This is a genomic window from Pontibacter akesuensis, from assembly GCF_001611675.1.
GTDB lineage: Bacteria > Bacteroidota > Bacteroidia > Cytophagales > Hymenobacteraceae > Pontibacter > Pontibacter akesuensis.
The window spans coordinates 455,100-477,452 of record NZ_CP014766.1 but is presented as its reverse complement, the minus strand read 5'-3'; the positions used below and the strand labels follow the sequence as shown (position 1 = coordinate 477,452).

Below are 22,353 nucleotides of genomic sequence, written 5' to 3'. Positions count from 1 at the left end.
TGAAGAGAAGACAAAAAATCACACCAGCCCTTGCTTTGCAACCCGTGCAGCGGAAGAACTGGTGTGAAATATTACAATATCAAAATAAATAGATTTAAGCCACAATTACACGCGGCTATACTCCATTTTTAGCCTAAAGGTTGCCTCGCAGCGCCTGCTCGCGCTCTATGGCCTCAAACAGCGCCTTAAAGTTGCCCTTGCCAAAGGATTTAGCTCCCTTTCGCTGAATAATCTCAAAGAATACTGTCGGGCGGTCCTCCACGGGTTTGGTGAAAATCTGGAGCAGGTAGCCTTCATCGTCGCGGTCTACCAGCAGGTTCAGGCGCTTTAGGTCTTCCATGTCCTCGTCGATGTGGCCCACGCGGTCAAGCAGGTCCTCGTAGTAGGTGTCCGGCACGCGCAGGAACTCCACACCGCGGCTGCGCAGGTTGCTTACCGTCTCCAGGATATCATTAGTAGCGACGGCGATGTGCTGCACACCAGCCCCTCGGTAAAACTCCAGGTATTCGTCAATCTGCGACTTTTTCTTGCCTTCAGCCGGCTCGTTTATTGGGAATTTAATGTAGCCGTTGCCGTTTGACACTACCTTCGACATGAGGGCCGTGTACTCAGTGCTGATGTCGTTGTCGTCAAAGGTGAGCAGCAGCTTAAAGCCCATCACATCCTCATAAAACTTCACCCACTCGTTCATCTTACCCAACTCCACGTTTCCCACGCAGTGGTCTACATACTTCAGGCCGGCGGGCTGAACCTCCAATTCGGTGGTGCGGGCAACATAGCCGGGCATAAACGGCCCGCTGTAGTTTTTGCGCTCCACAAAGGTATGGATGGTTTCACCGTAGGTTTGGATAGAGGCCAGCTTCACCTCGCCGTGCTCGTCTGTCAGAGTCTTCGGCTCCAGGGCAGGCTTTGCGCCACGCGCCACTGTTCCCCTGAACGCTTCTTCGGCATCATCTACCCACAGGGCCAGCACCTTCACGCCGTCGCCGTGCTGGTGCACGTGGCGCGCAATGTCAGAATCAGGGCTGATAGCCGTGGTGAACACAAAGCGGATCTTCTCCTGCTGCAGCACATAGGAGGCACGGTCGCGCACGCCTGTTTCCGGGCCGGCATAGGCTACGAGTTTAAAGCCGAAGGCGGTCTGGTAAAAGTGAGCCGCCTGCTTAGCGTTTCCCACATAAAACTCGATGTGATCGGTGCCGTTGAGGGGGAGAATATCAGTAGCCGTTGCTTTGGCCTGTAAGGTATCTGTTGCCATAGTTTTGAGTGGTTTTTAGGTGATGTTAGGGTAAAAATACTGTTTTTTTGCCAGTATTAAAAGCAGCGCCGGTCGGGCAAATTATCAATCCGAATACTTGCAATTGCTACGGCATGTTGTCAACTTTGTAAAAAAACGAGACAACATGAACGCAAAAGCCCTGAACGAGTCCATTGTGGCCATCCTGGAGAAAAAGCAAGAGCTAGGCAAACTTGACTACAACGATGCACGCTATGATGACATAGAAGAAGAGCTGCACGACCTGGAAGACGATTTTAACGAAGAATACGGCGACGAGCTGGAGGATGTGCTGGAGGATGTGCACGGCAAGATAAAGTCTGATGCCGACATCCTGCTGCCGACCGCTTACCTGGCCAGCACCCTGGATCCTGAGGCTGCCCTAGAGGAAGATGAGAAGGAAGGCGTGTGGGTGGAGTCTGACTCTTTCCCCGGTGTGGAGATGCGCCTGGTGCTGGTGGCCAACCCGCCCCGAATCCTGCTTATCCTGTCTGACCAGGAGCGCGTTCTTTGGACCGCCGAGTAAATTATTATAGCAGGATCATCCCGGCGGCGAAAGATTTTTGCCGCTCCCTATACTTGCCGTACGCATCCTTACCTTTTGGTGTGGGTGCGTACGGTTTTTTTATGCTTGCTTTCGCGGAGAATGTATTGCGTTGGGGCTTTCATCAAAACAAAAGCGGCAGGCATAAAGTAAAATATCTGCTGTACCTTTACACACTTATTGCAAGCACAACTTACGCGCTGGTGTTTGTTTGATCTTTCGGGTTTTCCCGAAGGTTTCTATCAACGCAAATACCGTCGCTTATTCGTACGCAAGCCTGAATCTTATGAATTTTGAAGAGCTGTTCGCGAGTGTTCCAGATACCTTGGTCATACTGGCACCAGAACCTGATTATACCATACTGGCTGCGACAGATGCCTACCTCCGCGTGACTATGCGCGAGCGGGACGATATTGTTGGGCTCAGATTTATACTGGATGCATTTCCCGAAAAGGATATACCCTACGAAGAGAACCCGGTGAAGAAATCGCTGGACAGGGCCCTGCAGACAAAGAAGGTTGATTATCTGGCACTGTTGCGCTATGACCTTAAACGGCCCGACGGCTCCTTTGAGGAGCGGTATTGGGAGGCATCGCATACACCGGTGCTCGATGCGCAGGGGCAGGTGAAATACCTGATCCAGAAAACAGATGATGTAACCGAGCGGGAACTGGCTAAGCGCGCCCAAGAGGCAAGCGAAGATAAGTTCCGGTTTATGACGGACATGGTGGCCCAACTCATTCACACGGCCGATGGTGCCGGGCAGGTAAATTTTGTGAATCAGCGATGGCTGAATTATACCGGCCTTGCCTTTGAGGAGTTGCTGGGCAATGCCTGGAAGAAAGTGATTCACCCGGATGACCTGGAAGGGATGATGCGGCAGGTGAACGTGGCGCTTCAAAACAACGGCGAGTACCAGGTGGAGGCCCGGGTAAAGGGAAAAGATGGGCGCTACCGTTGGCACCTGATCAAGAGCCAGCCCATGCTGGATGAGAAGCAGAAGCTGGTGATGCGGATTGGCAGCACCGCCGACATACATGACACTAAGTTGATGGTAGCGGAATTGCTGGCCTCCAACGAGCAGATGGCGGCACTCTCTGATCAGGTGGCTGCGGCCTACCAGAAAGCCGAGGCTGAGCGCCTAACTTTAGAAAGAATAGTGATGCAGACCCCTGCCGTGTTTGCCATCATGAAAGGCCCTGAGCATCGGTTTACGCTCGTGAACCCCCATTTTCAGCGGCTGTGGCCTAACCGGGAGTTTATCGGCCGTACGCTGGCAGAGACGGTTCCTGAGGTGGGAGAGCAAGGCTACATTGCCATTCTCGATAATGTTTATGCTACGGGCAAAGCTTTTGTAGCCGACGAGATATCCGTTTGGATGGATTGGGAGGCGACAGGAAAAGAGGAGGAGCGGTTCTTTACCACAACCTATCAGCCTTTGCTCGAGGAGGGAAAAATTACCGGCATTATTGTGTTCGGCTACGAGGTAACTGAGCGGGTACTGCTGAGACGTCAGCTTAACCAAAGGGACACGCAAAACGCCTGAATTAACGAACGGATACGGACAGGTAAGGAATAGATGAACCAGGCCCAGATAGATTGCCAGCAGTTGAGAATAAAGCACATCCTTTTCAAATCGAAGGTAAGGTCAGTGCTTTATGGCGGCAACTACGACGGTGCTTTTTTCTCCAGCGCAGGACCTGTGTCTTCCTGGTTCAGCACGATCGGTTTTGTGCGTTACCAGGATGTGCCGGAGCTGAAAAAGCTGGGAAAACTGCAGCAGGAGATTGATGGCATGGTGCGGCACCTGGTTAGCCTGTACCAGGGAGGCAAAATCGAGGAGGCCCACGAAGGCTTCCGCGAGTTGGAAAACAGGTCGGAGGAGTTTCTGGATGTTCTTTCCCGGATGGAAAGTAAAATGGCGGCCTTAATTTAGAAAGTACGACGGCGGTTGCCACCTGGCTACCGTTACTGCGAAGACAAGTATAGCCATCATACTGTGCAGCTAAGCCAGGTGAAGGCATCTTTAAAATACCTTCTAAGTTTGTTCCATGCCCTCAGTAATAAAAAAGCTGTATATTTAAGGCGAGCCATTCAGAACAGAGCCAATCTAAAAACTCAACCCACATGAAAACTACCATTGCTCTCATAGCGCACAACGGACGTAAAAATGAATTGCTGAACTGGGCCAAGATGCACCGTGACGTGCTGGCAGAGCATAACCTCATTGGTACGTCGAACACCTCAAAGCTGCTAAACGACATGCTCGACCTGAATGTGCAGCCTTTTGGGCATGGCCCCAGCGGCGGCGATATTCTGTTGGCTGCTAAAATACTACAGGGCGAAGTACAGAAGATTATCTTCTTTATCGATGCCGAAACGCCCCACGGCCACGAGCATGATATCCAGACACTCATACGCACGGCCGTAATCAATGATATTCCAATTGCACTTAACCGTGCCTCCGCCGATCTAGTGATACTGGAGGAATAAGCAATTCAGCTACTCTAGTATAAAGGTTGCACTTGCAGTTGCCCCGGCAGCAGTAGGTGCTTTTTTTACGCCCTTTACCCGCTGAAGGCAGTAGCGGGTGTTAAAAGGTGCCTCTTCTTGAATTGTAACAGCTTGACTATTTGATATTATTGGATTTGGTGTTTGCCAAAGCTGCTGCTTTGCTGTTGCTGAGGAGAGTTTATAACCCTTGGAGGGGCTACACTCGTACATTCAAGTATGTATAATTTTGTAAACGAAAAACACTAAAACTATGAAAACGAGAGAAATTAAATTATTCAAATACATCGGAAACGGACTTTGCTTTACACTTTTAGCTGGTTTAGTAGCCTGTGGTGGCGAAAATACAACGCTTGATACAACGGATGCTGCTGCAGTTGAAACAGAAGTGGAGGATGAGGCAATGGGTACCACCTACGATAACGAGAACTTCAACAGCAATTTCACCTCAACCCAACGCTTTGGTGGCTGGGATGCCAACGATGACAACATGCTGGACGAAAACGAGTTTAACGACAGCTTCTTCAGCACCTGGGATGAAAACGACGACAACATGTTGGATGAGAACGAGTGGCGTACATCTGCCAACAACTTCGGAATGGAAAACCAGAACTGGCAAGATTGGGATACTAACCGCGATAACAACCTGGACCAGAATGAGTTTAGAACAGGTATGGGCAAAAGTAACTTCCGTACCGAGTGGGACAGAAACCAGGACAACATGATTGACGAGCGTGAGTATTCTGACGGCATATTTGGGCAGTGGGATGCAAACAACGATAACATGCTGGACGACAACGAATATAACGAGAACTATACCCGTTATTACGGATCGTAAGCCTAGTAAAGTAATATATGAAAAAGGCCTGTCGGAACATCCGGCAGGCCTTTTTGCTTTAGTGCATTTTATACCCTGATGTAGATTCTGCGGCGGTCCATCCAGTAGCCCATTAGCCAAAGCAGCAGCATGTAGGCTAGTGCAAACATCAGGGAGGCAAATTCTCCCTGGCCCCAGCTAAGGAACCAGTTCTGGTAAATCCAACTGTCCAGGCGTGTGTCGTCGCTCACTTTGATAAAGCTAAGGGTTTTGACGAGCAGAATGGACATGCAGAAAATGAACAGCGGGTTTTTGCCGAACACCTCAAAAAAGTAAACCCACTTTTTATACTTCAGCACCTCTATCACCAGCATCAGCATGGCCAGCACAAGTATAACTAAGGCGACAGAGTAAACTACGTAGGAGCTTGTCCAGAGGGCTTTGTTGATGGGAAACACAACATCCCATACGAGCGCAACCGCCGCCAGCACTGCCCCCGTCAGACAAAGCCTCCAGACGGTGCCCGTGTTGTTTCCGCGTTGCTGAACGAACAAGCCTGCCAGGTATCCGGCTACCACGTTTACTGCTGCAGGCAGCGTGCTAAGCAATCCCTCCGGGTCGAAAGGAATACCGTAGCCCTTGTAAAGGATTTCGGGGGAGAAGAAGAGCAGGTCAAATTTCAGGGCCGCGTTTCCTTCTAAGCTGTAAGGGGCTGGCTGATCACCAAAGAAGTATAGTGCCGCCCAATAGCCCAGCAGCACCACGGCACTGAAGATGATGGCTCCTTTCACTTTCAGGTAATGCACCACCAGCGCGCCAACCAGGTAGCAGAGAGCAATGCGCTGCAGCACCCCCATGATACGCACGGCAGAAAAATCGATCAGCTCCAAACCGCCGCCTTCGGCATGTGCCACAAAGGGGAAGCAACGGAGCAGCACGCCAATCAAGAAGATCAGCGCCGCGCGCTTAAATACCTTTTGCAGAAAAACGCTGTCGGGTTGAATAGAGAACTTGCGCATGCTGAAACTCATGGCATTGCCCACCGCAAAAAGAAATGCCGGGAACACCAGATCGGTTACGGTAAAGCCGTGCCAGGGCGCGTGCCGCAGCGGCGCGTAGATGGTGCTCCAGGAGCCAGGGGTGTTCACTACCACCATCAAGGCCACCGTCAGCCCCCGCAGCACATCAAGCGACAGGTAGCGTTGCGCTGTGTACGTGTGCGTTGCCGCTGGACTTTCTGCCACTGCTTGTCTGCTGTTCATGCCGGGGAAGTATGGTTGCAGGCTTAATTTAAAAAATATACTTTAAAGTGTAGCGGCAAGTATGATCAAAGAAAAAGCGGCAGCCGATCTCTCAGCTGCCGCATTAGGTAAAAGCCCCATTTTATACTTAGTAACCCAGTTTCTGGCGTACGCGCTCCAGCACCGGCTGGGCAATAGCCTTTGCCTTGGCAGCGCCTTCCAGCAGTTTCTTGTCCAGCTCAGGCAGGTTGTTCATGTAGTAGTTAAACAGCTCGCGCTCTTTGGCAAACTTGGTGATAATCAGCTCATACAACGCCTGCTTGGCGTGTCCGTAGCCGTAGCCACCAGTAATGTAATTCATGCGCATGGTTTCAATCTGTTCGGGCGAGGCAAGTAAGCTAAACAGTTTGAATACAGTATCGGTTTCCGGGTTCTTTGGTTCTTCCAGCGCGGTACTGTCCGTCACGATGCTCATGATGGTTTTTCGCAAGGGTTTGTCAGCCTCAAAAATGTCGATGATGTTGCCGTAAGACTTACTCATTTTCTCCCCATCCAACCCCGGAACCGTCATCACCGTTTCGTCTACCTTCACTTCGGGCAGCACAAAAGTGTCGCCGTACACATGGTTGAAGGCGCTGGCAATGTCACGCGTAATTTCCAGGTGCTGGATCTGGTCTTTTCCTACGGGCACAAAGTTTGCGTCGTACAGCAGGATGTCGGCTGCCATCAGCACCGGGTACGTAAAGAGTCCGGCGTTCACATCGGCTAGTCCGCGCCTGTTTGACTTATCCTTAAACGAGTGGGCGTTGGCCAGCATCGGGAACGGCGTGAAGCAGTTCAGGTACCAGGTAAGCTCAGTCACCATCGGCACATCCGACTGGCGGTAGAAAATGTGTTTGTCCGTATCAAATCCAAAAGCAAGCCATGCAGCGGCCACAGAGTAGGTGTTGTGCCGCAGCACCTCAGCGTCGCGGATGGTAGTGAGCGAGTGCATGTCCGCAATGAAGTATAAAGCCGCTTCATCAGAGGCTTGGGAAAACTTGATAGCAGGAAAAATTGCTCCCAGCAGGTTGCCCAGGTGCGGTCGGCCCGTGCTCTGGATTCCTGTTAGATATCGTGCCATAGGGTAGGGTGTTCTTGTTACAGTTGCAAATTAAGCGAAATTGCCCGAAAGCAGGAAGTATAAATTGGCTTCTGCCGTTGCTCTTTCAGATTTCGGCTTCAAGTATGGGGATAGAGCAGATCAAGCTTTCTCAAAATAGAAATGGTTAGGTAGCTGCATCGGGCAGAACCTAACCATCCTATCAATCAACCAATACTTTATAAAGCGACAGTGGCCGCCTTTTGTTTTTTTCTTTTTCTGACGGAGTCGAGATTGGAGAGCACGATGGCCAGCAGGATCAGCCCCACCCCCAGCCACTGAATCGCCCATACTTCCTCGTGCAGCACCAGACTCGACATGAGCACGGCCACTGGAAGCTCCGCTGCACTCACGATGGCGCTTAACCCAAGGCCGGTTTTCGGAATGCCGTAGGCGTAAAACAGGGGCGGTATCACAGTGCCAAACAAGGCCAGCAAAATGCCCCATTTCAGCAGGCCGTTAAAAAGCGCACCGTTCACGAGAAACAAAGGAGGGAAAACACTGAAAACCAAGATGCACGCACCTGTCAGCAGCAGGGCGCTTTTAGTGGCCGGGTGCAGGTGGTTGCCCACAGCACCGTTAACCATCAGGAAGAACGTGTAGCACAGTGCGGCCAGTAAGCCGAACAGGATGCCGGTCAGGTCAAAATCTGGGATGTCGCTGGAGAAAAGCCTGCCAGCCAGGGCAGTGCCCAGTATGATAAGTATAACCATGCCCACCTGCAGCAAGCCGGGCAGTTTTCGCTTGATAATAGCATCCAGCAACAGGCTCATCCAGGTAAACTGCATCAGCAGCAGGATGGCGATGGATGCCGGAACGGTTTGCACGCACTTGTAGTAAAAAATACTCACAAGCCCGGTGGCAGTGCCCATGGCAACCAGTTTCAAGGCCTCCTTGAACGACGTGCCGTTGCCCTTGCTGCTAAGCAACTTGCGCAACAACACGATAGTCCAAAGAATAATCAACCCAAAAAAGACCTGGGTGCCCGTTACTTCACCCAAGCCAAAACCTTCCTTGTAAGCTAGCTTTACAAACGTAGATAGCACACCGAAACTACACGCGCCAAGAAATACCAAGGCGACTCCTCTGAACATAATTGTCCTCCAGTCTAAAAAATAATCAACCAAAAAATAGAAAAGGAGGGGCTGCAGCAGCCCCAAATGCAGAAGTGGGGTACTGTTACAGGTCGTGTAGTTCGTATCCTGTAATAAAGATTTGTGTATGTGCTAAATGATGCGGCATTTGCTATTTTGCAAGGTTGCAAAGGTAAGCTTCCTTTTGCGAATTGTGCAAATGTTTTTTGATGTTTATACTTTGGTATTACAGCGAACAGCAGTTTGAAGCTTCACTAAAGCACTAATATACAATTGTCATCTCGAACGGAGTGAGAGATCTATCGGAAACTTAAAAAAGATCTCTCCTATCGTCGAGATGACAATTGTATTGAATGACAGTAAAACTAATGCAAGGATAGGAGAGACTAGCTGATGCAAAACCGCTGATAAAGCAATCCATTACTTTTCCAGTACCGCTTCTTCCATTAGTTCCGCTGCCTGCTTTTCGCCCAGGTACTTGTCGATGAGGAAATGGGCGAGATAAAGCACCGGCGTGAGCAAAATAGCGATGGCAAACTTATAGATGTAGTTCATTAGCGACACGGCCAGCACTTGCTCCATAGACCAGTTGCCGAACAGGAAAAAGGCGATGAAGAGCACCACAAACGAGTCGATGAGCTGCGAGACGAGGGTGGAGCCGGTGGCGCGGAGCCAGATCTTGCTGCTGCCGGTGAAGCGGCGGAGCCAATGGAACACGGTGGCATCGAGGAACTGGGAAATCAGGAAGGCCACGACTGAGCCAAGTATAATCCCAAGCCCCTGGCGGTACACGCTGTTATAGGCGTAATTAATGTCGAATGGGTTTCCCTGCACATCGGTGCTGTTCACATCGAGCCAGAACTGGGCAGGAGGCAAGCCTGTCACGGCGGTGATCACTACAAAAGCGTAAAGTATAAGCAGCACCGTCAGGATGCTTACTTTCTTTACTCCTTCCTTACCAAAATATTCATTAATGATGTCGGTTGTCACGAAGACCACCGGCCAGATGATCACGCCCGCTGTCAGGTTAAAGTCCAGCGGAGTGCCACCGAATAAGGGGAGCTGCGCACCGGGCAAACCGAACAGTGCCTCCCCGGAAAAAATCTTGACGCCTATTAATTCAGCCAGCAAGGCGTTAGAGATAAAGATGCCACTAAGAACCAGGAACAGCTGCGTCCGCTTTTTATCAGCGTGAGGAATGGATGCCATACGTGTGATTTTATGCCACAACAAGTTTACAAGATGGATGTTGCGAATCCAAACTTCTTCCGCACAATCAGGCTGTGCCTGTTAACGCTGCAGCATATATAGAAGCGCATCTCGAAAGACATGAAGTATACCTGGTGCGGCTGGCGGTATCACAGAAAATAGCGTATTGAAGTATGGCTAACAAGAGGGGTGCAGGAAGTATGGCTACTCCCGGATGCAAAAGATGCTGCCTTCGATGGCCAGTTCTGTTTTTGAAAAAACCTCCCGGGCCTCTTCGAGCAGGGGCGTCAGGTCTTTGTAGCGCACCGAGAAGTGCCCGATTAGCAGTTGGCGTACCTCGGCAGCGGCGGCCAGTTCGGCGGCTTGCTTAGCGGTGCTATGAAAGGTATAATCGGCACGCTCGCGCAGCTCGTCAGTGAAGGTGGCTTCATGATAAAGCAGGTCCACGTGGCGCAGGTATGGCAACAATGCAGGCTTGTAGCGGCTGTCAGCGCAGTAGGCGTAGCTGCGGCTGCGTTTGGGCTCCATCGTTACGTCCTTATTATGCAGCACCACGTTGCCTTGCTCGTCGCGGATATCCTCGCCCCATTTCAGGCGTACGAGTTGCGGCGGCGTGAGGAAGGAGGGGAGTTTTTCCTTGATGAGCGGACGCGGTTTCTGCTTTTCCCGGATCAGGAAGCCACAGCAGGGAATGCGGTGCTCCATCGGAATGGTATAAACCGAAACAGTCTTGTCCTCGAATATCTTTTTGTGAACCGTAGTGTCCAACTCATGGAAAACAAGCTTGTAGCAGAGGTTGGTACCAGAATACTTCAGCTGCAGGCTTAGAATGTCAGCAAGGCCGGGAGGGCCGTAGAGGTGGAGGGGAAGTTGGCGGCCTTTCAGGTGCATGGTAGAAAGCAGGCCAGCCAGTCCAAAATAATGGTCGCCGTGGAGGTGACTGATGTAGACATTGCAGATGCGCTGATACTTTATCTTGTATTGCATCAGCTGCATCTGCGTGCCTTCACCGCAATCTAGCAAGTGGTACTGGTTCCCTATGGTCAGTACCTGTGCGGTATGGTGTCTGTTTGCCGAAGGTGTGGCCGACGAACTGCCCAGTATCCTGAGTTCGAAATCCACAACGGGCAGGTATGGTTAGTCTTCCTTGTTAGTAAGGTCCTGCTCAATCTCGTGCAGAAACACACGGTCAATTGCTTCTTCTACTGTAGGCAGGATGTTGAGTACAGACTCCAGCTTAGAGATCGTGATCAATTTCATCACGTGGTCCTGCAATCCTGTAAGTATAAGCAAGCCGTTTGAAGAGTTGCACAGGCGGTTTGCGATCAGGATAGAACTCAACCCGGAAGAGTCAGTGTACTTCACATTGCTCAGGTCAAGAATCAGGTTGGTGATCCCTTCAGCATTCAATTTCACGAACTCAGACTTCAGGTCCGGCGCGATTGAAGTATCCAACTTCTTCTCATCGATCGTGATAATTGTATAGTTTTCTTTTTTATCAATCGTGTACTTCATGGTCTACCAATAAGGATTATAATGCGAATGTACCAAAAACTACTTTAATTAACTCAATTTTCGGCAGTAAAAATATTGTCACTTACGTGCTGCTCAATGCGTTGAAGCACGTTATTATAAGGTTCTTTTTTAAGTTTCTGACCCGTAAAGGCCTCATATAGCTCCATATAGCGTTCGGATATTCCTTGCACTACTTTGTCTGTCATTTCCGGAACCTGCTGCCCATCTTTGCCTTGAAAGCCATTCTCAATAAGCCACTGCCGTACAAACTCCTTCGACAGCTGGCGTTGCGGCTTGCCCTGCTGCTGGCGCTCCCCGTAGCCTTCGCTGTAAAAATAACGGGAAGAGTCGGGGGTGTGGATTTCGTCAATCAGGTAAATCTGGTCTTTATACTTACCAAATTCATACTTGGTGTCCACTAAAATCAACCCCCTTTGCGCCGCAAGTTCTGTTCCCCGGGCAAAAAGCGCCCTGGTATAGCCTTCTAATTTAAGGTAATCTTCCTGAGATACAAGGCCTTTCGCCAAAATTTCTTCCCGCGAGATGTCCTCGTCGTGGCCCTCATCGGCTTTGGTGGTCGGGGTGATGATGGGCTCGGGCAGCTTATCGTTTTCACGCAGCCCATCAGGCAAGGCTACACCGCAAACGGTACGCTTGCCGGCTTTGTACTCGCGCCAGGCGTGTCCTGCCAGGTACCCGCGAATCACCATCTCCACCTTGAAAGGAGTGCAATTAAAGCCGATGGTCACGTTGGGATCTGGGGTGGCAATCACCCAGTTAGGCACAATATCGGAAGTGGCTTTCAGGTTGATGCTGGCGATCTGGTTCAGTACCTGCCCTTTGTAGGGGATGGCACGTGGCAGTACCACGTCGAATGCACTGATGCGGTCTGTGGCAACAATGGCCAGTTTATCCTCAAAATAGTAAACATCGCGCACCTTCCCTTTGTAGAAGCCGGTTTGACCGGCAAAGGAGAAGTTCGTTTCTTTGATAGCCTCCATCAAGTAAGTATCGTTATAGCGAGGCAAAGTTAGCCATATTTTAGAGGTCAGGAAATAAAAGTAAGCCTTTTGCAAATACTTTTGCAGCCCATAAACATAGTTGGCAAAAGATATTGAAGTATACTTAGGGGGAAAGGCTTAGGTTTTACACTATGGCACCTAATACTTGTATATAACTATGATTTTTGACTTTCCTGTAGGAGCCTGTTTGCTGGCTTGCTTTTGCCATAACTGATGATGTTCTGTATCATTCCCCCGAAAATAACAAAGTGGAACGGCAGAACGGAGTACCAATACAGCCTGCCCACCAACCCGTGGGGGCGGTATGCCGCCAACTGCTCCAGGTAATTCCCGTCTGCTTCCTGGCAGATCCTGAATTGCAGCCAGGCCTCTCCGGGTAATTTCATTTCCGCGTACAGCAGCAGGCGCCTGTTTTGCTTATCGGCCACCAGCACGCGCCAAAAGTCAATGGTGTCGCCGGCCTTTAGCTCATTCGGGCTCCGGCGGCCACGCCTCAAACCAACGCCGCCCACCATTTTATCGAGCAGCCCGCGCATGCGCCACAGAAAGTCGGTTTTGTACCAGCCGCGCTCCCCGCCAATGCGCCAGATGTTGGCGAGCACCTCTTCCGGGTCACGGTCAAACTTCAGCCGCTTTTTGTCAGTCAGCAGCCCGTGCTCCGGCACTTGTATGTAGTTCATGTAATTCACCGGCATGGTGCCACTCACCAATGCATCCGTCCAACTCGACAGCACCGAGTTCTGTTCGATTCTGCTAAAGGCCAGCCGCACTGCCTGCTCGTAAGGCAGGCACTCGTGCGGAATAACGGCTTTGATGCCATGGTCCTGCACCACAGCATCGTTGCGCAGGCTGTCTACCAAACTGCGGGCAAGGGTGTAGTTGGTGCTGGTTACAAAGTATAGCCAATAGGAGGAGAGGCGCGGTGTGAGCACCGGCAGGGTAAGGATGTAGCGCTTCAGGTTTCTTATTTGGGCCAGCTTCAGCAGCATCTCCCGGTAAGTCAACACATCCGGACCTCCGATCTCAAAGTTCCGGTTGTAGCAGTCTTTGCGGCCCAGCACCTCGGCTAAATAGAAAAGCACATCCCGGATGGCAATTGGCTGGCACCTCGACTTTAACCATTTAGGCGTCACCATCACAGGCAGTTTGTCCACCAGGTCACGAATGATCTCGAAAGAGGCGCTGCCGGAACCGATGATAATGGCCGCCCGCAGCACAGTGAGGCTGGCGTTTGCCTTGTCCAGCACCTCTTCCACGAACAGGCGCGAGGCCAGGTGCTTGGAAAGCTTCACGTCGTTGGAGATGCCGCTCAGGTAAATGATTTGCTTTGCGGAGGTGGTGTTAAGGTAGGCGACAAAATTCTCTGCCCCGATTCTTTCCGCTTCAGAAAAGTCATCCCGGTTGGAGCCCATGGAGTGTACCAGGTAGTAAGCAGCATCTAAATTTGTGGGGAGTTGCTTTAGCCCCTCCGGGAGCAGCAGGTCGCCCTGCACCACCTGCACCTTCTCCTTCAGCGGTTCAGGCAGGGCAAAGCGGCGCATGTCCCGCACCATGCACACCACCTCATGCTGCTGCTCTACCAGCAAAGGCAGCAGCCGCTTGCCGATGTAGCCATTGGCTCCTGTTAAAAGTATTTTCATAGGCCGTGTTTTTAGATAAGCCGCCGCTTTACACTTGCAGAACAGACCTGCGGGTGATTAGTTGGCAGATAAGGTTCAGTAACTGCAAAATCATAAAATAGCAAGTATAAATTCTTGTATTGAACACAGCCCGTCAAATTGAAGTATAAGCTCTCACACAAATATTATACTATGGATCAGTTTTTACAGGCAGCGTTAGACGAAGCAAAGCAGGGCTATTCAGAAGGTGGCATTCCTATTGGATCAGTGCTGGTACACAACGGCAAGATTATTGGCCGTGGACATAACAAGCGCGTGCAGGAGGGAAGTGTGGTGCTACACGGCGAAATGGATGCGCTCGAGAACGCAGGCCGCCAGCCAGCTTCGGTGTACCAGGAGTGCGTACTGTATACTACTTTGTCTCCCTGCCCCATGTGCACGGGCACCATGCTGCTGTACGGCATACCAAAAGTGGTGATTGGGGAGAACCGTACTTTTATGGGCGAGGAAGAACTGCTGCGCTCGCGCGGCGTAACCGTGGAGGTGGCAGACAATGACGAATGCTACCAGCTGATGCAAAAGTTTATACAGGAAAAGCCGGCTCTCTGGAACGAGGACATCGGGGTATAAGTATAAACAGACACCCATGTATAAGTATAGCCTTAGGAATTGAGGCCGGGTAGCGGCCTTTACTCTGGGGTGTAGCCGAGGCGGCGGGCGCGTTTTTCCCAGTTCTGGCGGGCCCATTTCTGCAGGTCGGCCACCTGGTCGAGCTCGTCTATTATCTCCATGCCCAGCAGCGTCTCGATCATGTCCTCCATACTTATAAGGCCTGCCGTGCCGCCATACTCATCCACCACCAGCGCAATCTGCTCCTGCTGCTCCAACAGGCGGTTAAACAGCGTCGGAATGGCCATGTGCTCGGGCACCACCTGAATTTTACGGGCAACGGATTTGAGGGGCAGGTGCCCTTTGTTGTTGATGATGCCTGACAGCACCTCCTCCTTGAGTACATAGCCTTTCACATCATCCAGGTTCTCGGAGTAAATGGGGATTCGGGAAAAGCGCAGGTCCGGAAAATTGCGGTAAAAATCAGACAACGACATATCCTCCCGTGCGCTGATGATCACGGTACGGGGCGTCATGATGTGGCGCACCAGGATGCTGTTAAAGCGCAGGATGTTTCTGATAATCTGTGATTCACCTTTCTTGAAAATTCCCTGCTTGATGCCCAACTCCGCCATCGCTGTAAAATCGGCGCGGCTAAGTACGCTGCGGTCTTTGTCTTTTTTAAGGCGCTTGGTGATGAACTGAGATAAGATAATGATTGGGTAAAGCGGCGAGTAGATCAGCACCTTGAGTGTGCGCACGGTAAAGGGGGCGAGCTGCCGCCAGTAGTTGGCCCCGATTGTTTTCGGGATTATCTCTGAAAAGATGAGTATGATAATGGTCAGTACCCCAGAGGTAAGCGACAGGTACTCATCGCCCCAGATCAGCTGTGCCTGCGCGCCCACGCCTGCTGCCCCGATGGTATGGGCAAAGGTGTTCAGGGTAAGGATGGCAGCCAGCGGCCGGTCGATATTATCTTTGAACTCCTCCAGCGTTTTGCCCAGCTCGGGCGATTTTTGGGAGGTGATGCTGGAATAGGCGGGCGTTATGCTTAGCAGAACAGCCTCCAGCATGGAGCAAAGGAAAGAAAATACTAGGGCAATAAATAAGTATAAAAGCAGTAAACCCATGGAACGGATAAAGGTGTCAGGTGTAGTTGCTGCATGCGGCAAGATGGGCCGTAGCTGTGCATGTTAAGCGCTTATTACGTGAATATAGCTAAACTTTAACGCAAGCGGGAAAAATTAGCTGAAATATTGGCTGATCGGGGCTGCCGCCAAGTATAAAGTAGGGTTTCAACAAAAATTAAAACATAGGGTAAACTTATCAACTTACATGCATGCTGCAGCGGCGGCTGACTCAGAAACTTAACGGAAAATCAGAGCCAGTTGAAGAGCTTTCGTAGCATCGGCAGCCGGTTCCTGTACGGTGGGTAGCGCAGGGGCAAGTCAATCCAGGTGCCGCGGTGCAACACGCTTTTCTGGTGCGAGAACACATCAAAGCTGCCTTTGCCGTGGTAGCTGCCCATGCCGCTGGCACCCACGCCACCGAAGGGCAGGTTGGGGTTGATCAGGTGCGAAATGGTGTCGTTAATGCAGCCTCCGCCGAAGTGGGTATATTGCAGCAACTGCTGTTGCTTGCTTTTACTTGAGGAGAAAAAGTACAAGGCAAGCGGCTTCTCATGGTTGTTCACCATTTTCACGGCCTCATCAATGCCTTTGAATGGAATAACCGGGAGGATGGGACCAAATATTTCATCCTGCATCACGGGGTGCTGCCATGTCACCTGGTCCAGCACGGTAGGTGCGATGTACCGGGAGTTCCCATCTGTTTGCCCTCCGGTACGGGTAACACCGTCCTGCAGCAGCTTGCTAAGCCTGCTGAAATGCTGGTCGTTCACAATGCGGGCGTAGTCAGGGCTCTTGGCTGGGTCTTCTCCGTAAAAGTCCTGAATGGTCTGGCTCAGCAGGTGCACAAACTCCTCTTTCACCTGCTCCTCCACCAGCACGTAATCCGGCGCCACACAGGTTTGCCCGGCGTTCAGGTACTTGCCCCAGGCAATGCGGCGGGCGGCAAGGCCCAGATCGGCATCCTCGGCCACGATGGCGGGGCTTTTACCGCCGAGCTCCAGCGTAACCGGCGTCAGGTTCTCGGCCGCGGCGCGCATCACAATTTTACCCACACGGGTGCTTCCGGTAAAAAAGATATAGTCGTAGCGCTGCTGCAGCAGGTACTGGGTTGTCTGCACGCCTCCTTCCACCACCGCCACATAGTCCTCCTCAAAATTCTCACGCAGCATCCGGGCAACAACAGCGGAGGTGGCAGGTGTTAGTTCGGATGGCTTCACCACGGCGCAGTTGCCGGCAGCCATAGCCCCGATCAGCGGGTTGAGCAGCAGTTGAAACGGATAGTTCCACGGACCGATAATCAGGGCCACGCCGTAGGGCTCCGAATATACATAGCTGCTGGCCGGAAAGTTAATGATTGACTCGCTCACCTTTCGGGGCTTTGCCCAGTTCGTCAGGTTCTTCAGTGTCAGCTTCAACTCTAGTTCCACAAAACCCACTTCGGTGGAGTAAGTCTCCATCTCTGGTTTGCGAAAGTCGGAGTACATGGCGTCGAACAGGTCCTGCTCGTGCTTCCGGATGGCCTGCTGCAGGCGCTTTAGCTGTTCTCTCCGGAATTCCACATCCAAAGTTTTGCCGCTGGCGAAAAAGGCGCGCTGCCGCTGCACCAGTTTCTGAACGGAGCGTTGGTCTGCCTCGGGAGTGGCGGTGATAGTTGCTGGTGTTGCCATAGCTTAGGTGTTGGTGGTGTCTTCTTCTGGTTGTGCTGGAACAGCGGTTGTAGCCGGGCGCCCTGCAAACTTGTCCATAGAGGTGTATACGCGAAATCCGCGTCCTACGATGGTATCAAAGAGCCGGGCTGGCAGCACGCCGCGCAGCAGGGGCAGCAGGTGCACGAGGGCGGGCCGCCGCAGGATAGCTTTGTTTTTCTCCACCGCGGCAAGTATGGCTTCGGTAATGGCCTCAGGTTTGAGGATAGGCGTGAGCAGGGGCGCTTTTACGCCCGCGAACATGCCCGTGTCGATGTAACTGGGGGTAACGGTGGTAACGTGCAGGTCCTGCCGCAGCGCCTCCAGTTCCAGCCTCAGGCTCTCCGACCAGCCCAGCACCGCCCATTTGCTGGCGGCGTACACACTCATGCGCGGGTTCGGAATCAGGCCTGCCGCCGAGGCAATGTTCACAATGTGGCCGCTGCCGCGCTGGAGCATGGCGGGCAGAAAAGCGCGGGCCACCGTCATCACGCCGAGTACATTTATATCGAGGGTGCGCTGTATCTCGGCATAGGAGTGTTCTGCAAACAGCTTGCCCACCACGATACCCGCATTGTTGAAAAGCACATCCGGCACCCCGATGGTGGAAATCACCTGCTGGGCTGTCGCTTCCACTGCATCCGGGCTGGCTACATCCACCACGAAGGCATGCACCTCGTGGCCCTGCGCAGTCAGTTGCTGCGTAACCTGTTGCAGCGTTTGCGGGTTAATGTCCCAGATAATGAGGCGCCGGGCACCGCGGAGCAGGCCCTGCTGGCCCAGCAGCAGCCCGATGCCAGAGGCGCCCCCGGTAATAAGTATGGTACTGTTCCTGAGCTTTGTCATGGTTGGCCTGGTGGTGTTTGCTTTGAGTGAATAAGCTATATGTAATTACCTATATATAAAAGTATAGACCCATATTTTTAACACGCGTGCGTAAACCTTATCTTTGGGTGAGGCCGGCAAGGCCCTCATATTTAGCCGTTTCTTTATGAAGATAATTGAGTGCCCCCGCGATGCCATGCAAGGCATCAAAGATTTTATACCAACCGAGGTAAAGATCCGTTACATCAACCAACTGCTGAAAGTAGGGTTCGACACCATCGACTTCGGCAGTTTTGTTTCGCCGAAGGCAATTCCGCAGATGCAGGACACAGCCGAGGTGCTGGAGAAGCTGGAGCTGGATACCACTACCTCCAAACTACTGGCCATTATCGCGAACACCCGCGGTGCGGGAGACGCAGCACAGCACCAGCAGATCGATTACCTGGGCTTCCCGCTGTCGGTGTCGGAGACGTTTCAACAGCGCAACACAAACAAAAGCATCGCCGAGGCGATGGAGCAGCTGGCCCGGATTCAGGATATCTGCCATAAGCATGATAAAACGCTGGTGACCTACATCTCCATGGGCTTCGGTAACCCCTATAACGACCCCTGGAACGTGGAAACGGTGATCCGTTTTGTACAGGACCTCGACCAATTACAGGTGAAGATCGTGTCGCTATCTGATACAATCGGTGTGGCCACTCCCGAAAACATCACCTACCTGTTCTCAAACCTCATTCCGGCATTTCAGCAGATTGAGTTTGGGGCGCACCTGCATACCACGCCCACTACCTGGCAGGAGAAGATAGCCGCTGCCTATCAGGCAGGATGCCGCCGATATGATGGTGCCCTGCGCGGCTATGGCGGCTGCCCCATGGCGAAGGACGAGCTGGTGGGCAATATGCCGACGGAGAATATGGTAGGCTACTTCGAAAATAATGGTGTAAATTTGGGCCTGAACAAAGCTGCCCTGCAAGCCGCCATGGCTGAGTCCGGTGCAGTGTTTTTATAACCTATGGCAAGCAGAACAATAGTAGATATATTTATACCGTGTTTCGTGGACCAGCTGTTCCCCGATACGGCCATGAACATGGTGAAGGTGCTGGAGAAGGTGGGCTGTGAGGTGCGTTACAACCCGAACCAAACCTGCTGCGGACAACCTGCTTTCAACGCCGGTTTCTTTAACGAGGCCCGCGAGGTAGCCGATAAGTTTTTGGATGACTTCTCGAATGATACCTCGCATTACATTGTGGCTCCCTCTGCATCGTGTGTGGGCATGGTGCGCAACGCCTACCAGGATATTTTCGTGAAATCGTCGAAACTCGTGAAGTATCGTGCCATGCAGAAGAAAGTGTATGAGCTGACGGAGTTTCTAACTGATGTGCTGGGCGTAACGCGCATTGAGGGTGCCTCGTTGCAGGGCCGCTATACGTACCACGACTCCTGCAGTGCGCTGCGTGAGTGCGGCATCAAGGCGGGTCCGCGCGAACTGTTGGGCAATGTAAGAGGGCTGGAGCTCATCGAGATGGAAGACGTGGAAACCTGCTGCGGTTTCGGGGGTACCTTTGCCGTGAAGTTTGAGGCGATCTCCACTGCCATGGCCGAGCAGAAGGTAGACAATGCCATCGCCACCGGGGCAGAGTACATCATCTCTACCGACAGCAGCTGCCTGATGCACTTGGAAGCGTACATCCAGAAGCAGAACAAAAACATCAAAACCATGCACATTGCCGACGTGCTGGCCAGTGGCTGGTAAGTTGGGCGAAGTACAAACAGAACGGCCTGCGCAATTCATACTTGCGCAGGCCGTTCTGTTTATACTTGTGATGCATGCCTAGCGGCTGATGTAGTAGCTAAAGCCCAGGTATAAACTGCTGCTAAAGTCAAATCCGAAGTTATTTGTTGTTCTCTCATTTGACACTTCGCCTTCTGATGACTTTGCCTTTATTGTACTGTAGCTAAGCCTGCCTAATGAACCACTTATACCAATTTTCTCAGTTGGGAAGAATACGATACCGGGTGCAACTCCAATATCAAACGTATTAGATTTAGTTTCTGAATCAGTCATAAAAACACTATCAGATCCCCTCTTCGAATTAGAAATTTCATAGCCAGCGAAAGCACTGCCAGTAAAAGCTACTTTGTCTGAGACCATAAAGTACTTTTTTAAGTAGGGACTAAAACGGAAGCCGTTGTTTACATAATCCACTGAGAGGTTATTTCCTTCTCTATCATAAGAATATTTTGAGTGGCTATACCGCAGGTTTAGGCCCAGTTCGAGTCCATCACTCAATAAATAACCTATGCTCGGACCAATACTAAACTCTGTTGTATTGGGAAAATTTCCAGTGTTTTCTCCATCCGTTGATGAAACACCAAATCCCACTTGGCCAGACACAACAACTGTTCCCGGGGCGGTTTGAGCAAAGGCACCTGTACCTAACAGGGCGAAAAGGGCAGATACGAATAACTTCTTCATGTTTGTTTTCTTTAGTTTATGATAACACAGGATCTATTATTTTAATGTTCTAATATATAAATAAAATGTTATTGCAATAAATTTCAAAGGTCCTATCTTAAAATATATTATAAAGAATACCCCGGAGGCAAGTATAGAGTAGCTGTTTACCAGAAGCTCGTGTAGAGTTGGCAGCAGCGTCCTCCCGTTATTTTTAATGCAGCCCCTGCGTGTAGAGAGCAGGAGGCTCACCAGGAATACAAACACAGGGTGCATGTAGATTTTGTCCACCCGAAACACCCGGCACCGTATACAGCCAAAAAAGTAGCTTTAGTGCGCGATAATCAGACTCAGACACAACAGACGCAGAATAACCGGCCTCTTCGGCAGTCGCTGAAGGAGTATGCGCGGGGGATAACAGGTGGCTTGCTCTTCAGCTTTCCGATGCTGTACACCATGGAGGTATGGTGGGCCGGTTTCAGTGCGGGACCACTTAAACTACTGGCTTTGGTAGTGGCCACTTACGTGCTGCTGCTGGGCTATAACCGTTTCGCCGGCATGCGCCCCGATGTATCGTGGAAGAGCGTACTCGTTGACTCGGTGGAGGAGATGGGCATTGGGCTGCTGCTTGCCTTTGGCGTGCTGTTCATGATCAGCCGCATTGATTTCGCGGACATGTCCATTGATGAGATTATGGGAAAGGTAATCATAGAGGCAATGGCAGTCTCGATCGGAGTATCTATCGGTACAGCGCAACTGGGTGAGGGGGGCGTGAGCGAGGATAAAGCGGAAGAGGATGAAAGAGACCTGGCAGAGGCAGCATTCGTTCCAGATAAACAACGGGTAAGAGCGGCAGTGGCGGTGCTGTCTGTTTGCGGTGCTATTATTATCGGTGGCAACATAGCACCCACGGAAGAGGTGATCGTAATTGCGTTGGAAGCCTCTCCAATTCATATATTTGCCATGGCCGTGGCTTCCTTGCTGCTGAGCATCGTAATAGTGTACTTCAGCGAATTTAAGGGTAGTAGCACTGGTGTATCAAGGCAGGAACTGGCCTTTGAGGTGACGATAGATACCTGTATCAGCTACCTGATGGCGCTTGTCTCATCGGCATTTCTGCTTTGGTTCTTTGGCAGATTCGCCGGTGTTAGTTTTGCGGTAGCTTTTTCACAAGTCATTACCCTGGGGCTGGTGGCATCGTTGGGTGCCTCGGCAGGACGCCTGCTGATTAAGTAACAAAACATGGATGAAAACGAAAAGAAGAACAAGGACATAAAAGACCAGAAGAACTGGCTGGAGTGGGTGGTCTTCGGTGTCAGTTTGGTGCTGGTGCTAAGCATTGTGACCTATCTGGGGTATCAGGCGTATATTCACAAACCCGTCACGCCAAAACTAACAGCAGAGAAGTTCCATGACCCAAGTGACAATGCCCCCAACCGCTACCGCATTGTGCTGCACAACAAGGGCGGCGAAACCGCCGAAGAAGTAAAGGTGGAGGTGAGGCTGCTTCGTAACGGGGAGGTGCTGGAGGAGTCGGAATTGGGATTCCCGTTTGCGCCGCAGGAGTCGCAGCGCGAGGGTTGGGTAAACTTCCGGAGCAATACGGAGCCCCAGGACAGCGTGCTGGTGCATGTGGTTAGTTATAAAAAGCCTTAGC

Annotated in this window: 23 protein-coding genes; 10 read left to right on the top strand and 13 right to left on the bottom strand. The window is 51.5% G+C overall.

Features of this window, described 5'->3' with window-relative positions; all coding sequences use genetic code 11:
- Window positions 1-133: 133 nt before the first annotated feature.
- Complete coding sequence (gene hppD / locus A0W33_RS01915) at window positions 134-1,258, bottom strand: 4-hydroxyphenylpyruvate dioxygenase (protein WP_068836599.1); 1,125 nt, start codon at window positions 1,256-1,258, stop codon at window positions 134-136.
- 145 nt (window positions 1,259-1,403) lie between these two features.
- On the opposite strand from hppD, the gene A0W33_RS01910 reads away from it, so the two are divergent.
- The 5 genes from A0W33_RS01910 (at window position 1,404) to A0W33_RS01885 (ending at window position 5,169) form a co-directional block, all read left to right on the top strand.
- A complete protein-coding gene (locus tag A0W33_RS01910; protein WP_068836598.1) occupies window positions 1,404-1,802 on the top strand; it encodes a hypothetical protein in 399 nt (132 codons plus the stop codon).
- A 304-nt stretch (window positions 1,803-2,106) separates the two neighbouring features.
- Window positions 2,107-3,366, top strand: a complete 1,260-nt coding sequence (locus A0W33_RS01900) for a PAS domain-containing protein (protein WP_068836596.1) — start codon at window positions 2,107-2,109, stop codon at window positions 3,364-3,366.
- A gap of 33 nt (window positions 3,367-3,399) precedes the next feature.
- Window positions 3,400-3,756 carry a histidine kinase gene (locus tag A0W33_RS01895; protein ID WP_068836595.1) on the top strand — a complete coding sequence of 119 codons (357 nt, stop codon included), beginning with the start codon at window positions 3,400-3,402 and terminating at the stop codon, window positions 3,754-3,756.
- Between the two features lie 191 nt (window positions 3,757-3,947).
- Window positions 3,948-4,313: a methylglyoxal synthase gene (locus A0W33_RS01890; protein ID WP_082815098.1), complete on the top strand. Its 366-nt coding sequence runs from the start codon at window positions 3,948-3,950 to the stop codon at window positions 4,311-4,313.
- A 271-nt stretch (window positions 4,314-4,584) separates the two neighbouring features.
- Window positions 4,585-5,169, top strand: a complete 585-nt coding sequence (locus tag A0W33_RS01885) for an EF-hand domain-containing protein (protein WP_068836594.1) — start codon at window positions 4,585-4,587, stop codon at window positions 5,167-5,169.
- Between the two features lie 68 nt (window positions 5,170-5,237).
- Here the strand turns inward: A0W33_RS01885 and A0W33_RS01880 are convergent, their stop codons facing one another.
- The 8 genes from A0W33_RS01880 to A0W33_RS01845 all read right to left on the bottom strand — a co-directional run bounded on the left by A0W33_RS01880 (window position 5,238) and on the right by A0W33_RS01845 (window position 14,010).
- A complete protein-coding gene (locus tag A0W33_RS01880; RefSeq protein ID WP_068836593.1) occupies window positions 5,238-6,410 on the bottom strand; it encodes an acyltransferase family protein in 1,173 nt (390 codons plus the stop codon).
- A 127-nt stretch (window positions 6,411-6,537) separates the two neighbouring features.
- A complete protein-coding gene (gene trpS / locus A0W33_RS01875) occupies window positions 6,538-7,512 on the bottom strand; it encodes a tryptophan--tRNA ligase (protein ID WP_068836592.1) in 975 nt (324 codons plus the stop codon).
- A gap of 197 nt (window positions 7,513-7,709) precedes the next feature.
- Window positions 7,710-8,624 (bottom strand): EamA family transporter, encoded by a 915-nt coding sequence (locus tag A0W33_RS01870; protein ID WP_068836591.1) that lies wholly within the window; start codon window positions 8,622-8,624, stop codon window positions 7,710-7,712.
- 420 nt (window positions 8,625-9,044) lie between these two features.
- On the bottom strand, window positions 9,045-9,833 hold the full coding sequence (locus A0W33_RS01865) for a queuosine precursor transporter (protein WP_068836590.1): 789 nt from the start codon (window positions 9,831-9,833) through the stop codon (window positions 9,045-9,047).
- A gap of 204 nt (window positions 9,834-10,037) precedes the next feature.
- On the bottom strand, window positions 10,038-10,955 hold the full coding sequence (locus A0W33_RS01860; protein WP_068836589.1) for a ribonuclease Z: 918 nt from the start codon (window positions 10,953-10,955) through the stop codon (window positions 10,038-10,040).
- Between the two features lie 15 nt (window positions 10,956-10,970).
- Window positions 10,971-11,348 carry an STAS domain-containing protein gene (locus tag A0W33_RS01855; protein ID WP_068836588.1) on the bottom strand — a complete coding sequence of 126 codons (378 nt, stop codon included), beginning with the start codon at window positions 11,346-11,348 and terminating at the stop codon, window positions 10,971-10,973.
- Between the two features lie 53 nt (window positions 11,349-11,401).
- Window positions 11,402-12,349, bottom strand: coding sequence for a phosphoribosylaminoimidazolesuccinocarboxamide synthase (locus tag A0W33_RS01850; protein ID WP_068839875.1), 948 nt, complete (start codon window positions 12,347-12,349; stop codon window positions 11,402-11,404).
- A gap of 176 nt (window positions 12,350-12,525) precedes the next feature.
- Window positions 12,526-14,010 (bottom strand): SDR family oxidoreductase, encoded by a 1,485-nt coding sequence (locus A0W33_RS01845; protein ID WP_068836587.1) that lies wholly within the window; start codon window positions 14,008-14,010, stop codon window positions 12,526-12,528.
- Window positions 14,011-14,181: 171 nt separating this feature from the next.
- Here A0W33_RS01845 and A0W33_RS01840 point away from each other — a divergent pair, with 171 nt between their 5' ends.
- Complete coding sequence (locus tag A0W33_RS01840) at window positions 14,182-14,619, top strand: nucleoside deaminase (RefSeq protein ID WP_068836586.1); 438 nt, start codon at window positions 14,182-14,184, stop codon at window positions 14,617-14,619.
- Window positions 14,620-14,678: 59 nt separating this feature from the next.
- Here the strand turns inward: A0W33_RS01840 and A0W33_RS01835 are convergent, their stop codons facing one another.
- The 3 genes from A0W33_RS01835 to A0W33_RS01825 all read right to left on the bottom strand — a co-directional run bounded on the left by A0W33_RS01835 (window position 14,679) and on the right by A0W33_RS01825 (window position 18,259).
- Complete coding sequence (locus tag A0W33_RS01835) at window positions 14,679-15,728, bottom strand: CNNM domain-containing protein (protein WP_068836585.1); 1,050 nt, start codon at window positions 15,726-15,728, stop codon at window positions 14,679-14,681.
- Window positions 15,729-15,976: 248 nt separating this feature from the next.
- The gene (locus tag A0W33_RS01830) at window positions 15,977-17,395 is read right to left on the bottom strand and encodes an aldehyde dehydrogenase (protein ID WP_068836584.1); all 1,419 of its coding nucleotides are present in this window, start codon (window positions 17,393-17,395) and stop codon (window positions 15,977-15,979) included.
- A gap of 3 nt (window positions 17,396-17,398) precedes the next feature.
- On the bottom strand, window positions 17,399-18,259 hold the full coding sequence (locus A0W33_RS01825) for an SDR family NAD(P)-dependent oxidoreductase (protein ID WP_068836583.1): 861 nt from the start codon (window positions 18,257-18,259) through the stop codon (window positions 17,399-17,401).
- Window positions 18,260-18,404: 145 nt separating this feature from the next.
- Here A0W33_RS01825 and A0W33_RS01820 point away from each other — a divergent pair, with 145 nt between their 5' ends.
- Window positions 18,405-19,250: a hydroxymethylglutaryl-CoA lyase gene (locus A0W33_RS01820; protein WP_068839874.1), complete on the top strand. Its 846-nt coding sequence runs from the start codon at window positions 18,405-18,407 to the stop codon at window positions 19,248-19,250.
- Between the two features lie 3 nt (window positions 19,251-19,253).
- Complete coding sequence (locus tag A0W33_RS01815) at window positions 19,254-19,994, top strand: (Fe-S)-binding protein (RefSeq protein WP_068836582.1); 741 nt, start codon at window positions 19,254-19,256, stop codon at window positions 19,992-19,994.
- Between the two features lie 78 nt (window positions 19,995-20,072).
- Here the strand turns inward: A0W33_RS01815 and A0W33_RS01810 are convergent, their stop codons facing one another.
- Window positions 20,073-20,717, bottom strand: a complete 645-nt coding sequence (locus A0W33_RS01810; RefSeq protein WP_068836581.1) for an outer membrane beta-barrel protein — start codon at window positions 20,715-20,717, stop codon at window positions 20,073-20,075.
- A gap of 312 nt (window positions 20,718-21,029) precedes the next feature.
- On the opposite strand from A0W33_RS01810, the gene A0W33_RS01805 reads away from it, so the two are divergent.
- A complete protein-coding gene (locus A0W33_RS01805; protein ID WP_068839873.1) occupies window positions 21,030-21,932 on the top strand; it encodes a TIGR02587 family membrane protein in 903 nt (300 codons plus the stop codon).
- 6 nt (window positions 21,933-21,938) lie between these two features.
- Window positions 21,939-22,352, top strand: a complete 414-nt coding sequence (locus A0W33_RS01800; protein WP_068836580.1) for a hypothetical protein — start codon at window positions 21,939-21,941, stop codon at window positions 22,350-22,352.
- Window position 22,353: the final 1 nt, after the last annotated feature.

Bases quoted from the DNA above. Each gene is read 5' to 3' on its own strand.
- A0W33_RS01910 (WP_068836598.1), top strand. From the start codon at position 1,404: ATGAACGCAAAAGCCCTGAACGAGTCCATTGTGGCCATCCTGGAGAAA.
- A0W33_RS01895 (WP_068836595.1), top strand. From the start codon at position 3,400: ATGAACCAGGCCCAGATAGATTGCCAGCAGTTGAGAATAAAGCACATC.
- A0W33_RS01845 (WP_068836587.1), bottom strand. From the start codon at position 14,010: ATGAAAATACTTTTAACAGGAGCCAATGGCTACATCGGCAAGCGGCTG.
- A0W33_RS01900 (WP_068836596.1), top strand. From the start codon at position 2,107: ATGAATTTTGAAGAGCTGTTCGCGAGTGTTCCAGATACCTTGGTCATA.
- A0W33_RS01890 (WP_082815098.1), top strand. From the start codon at position 3,948: ATGAAAACTACCATTGCTCTCATAGCGCACAACGGACGTAAAAATGAA.
- A0W33_RS01880 (WP_068836593.1), bottom strand. From the start codon at position 6,410: ATGAACAGCAGACAAGCAGTGGCAGAAAGTCCAGCGGCAACGCACACG.
- A0W33_RS01885 (WP_068836594.1), top strand. From the start codon at position 4,585: ATGAAAACGAGAGAAATTAAATTATTCAAATACATCGGAAACGGACTT.
- A0W33_RS01855 (WP_068836588.1), bottom strand. From the start codon at position 11,348: ATGAAGTACACGATTGATAAAAAAGAAAACTATACAATTATCACGATC.
- A0W33_RS01870 (WP_068836591.1), bottom strand. From the start codon at position 8,624: ATGTTCAGAGGAGTCGCCTTGGTATTTCTTGGCGCGTGTAGTTTCGGT.
- A0W33_RS01840 (WP_068836586.1), top strand. From the start codon at position 14,182: ATGGATCAGTTTTTACAGGCAGCGTTAGACGAAGCAAAGCAGGGCTAT.
- A0W33_RS01825 (WP_068836583.1), bottom strand. From the start codon at position 18,259: ATGACAAAGCTCAGGAACAGTACCATACTTATTACCGGGGGCGCCTCT.
- A0W33_RS01820 (WP_068839874.1), top strand. From the start codon at position 18,405: ATGAAGATAATTGAGTGCCCCCGCGATGCCATGCAAGGCATCAAAGAT.
- A0W33_RS01835 (WP_068836585.1), bottom strand. From the start codon at position 15,728: ATGGGTTTACTGCTTTTATACTTATTTATTGCCCTAGTATTTTCTTTC.
- A0W33_RS01850 (WP_068839875.1), bottom strand. From the start codon at position 12,349: ATGGAGGCTATCAAAGAAACGAACTTCTCCTTTGCCGGTCAAACCGGC.
- trpS (WP_068836592.1), bottom strand. From the start codon at position 7,512: ATGGCACGATATCTAACAGGAATCCAGAGCACGGGCCGACCGCACCTG.
- hppD (WP_068836599.1), bottom strand. From the start codon at position 1,258: ATGGCAACAGATACCTTACAGGCCAAAGCAACGGCTACTGATATTCTC.
- A0W33_RS01830 (WP_068836584.1), bottom strand. From the start codon at position 17,395: ATGGCAACACCAGCAACTATCACCGCCACTCCCGAGGCAGACCAACGC.
- A0W33_RS01800 (WP_068836580.1), top strand. From the start codon at position 21,939: ATGGATGAAAACGAAAAGAAGAACAAGGACATAAAAGACCAGAAGAAC.
- A0W33_RS01865 (WP_068836590.1), bottom strand. From the start codon at position 9,833: ATGGCATCCATTCCTCACGCTGATAAAAAGCGGACGCAGCTGTTCCTG.
- A0W33_RS01810 (WP_068836581.1), bottom strand. From the start codon at position 20,717: ATGAAGAAGTTATTCGTATCTGCCCTTTTCGCCCTGTTAGGTACAGGT.
- A0W33_RS01815 (WP_068836582.1), top strand. From the start codon at position 19,254: ATGGCAAGCAGAACAATAGTAGATATATTTATACCGTGTTTCGTGGAC.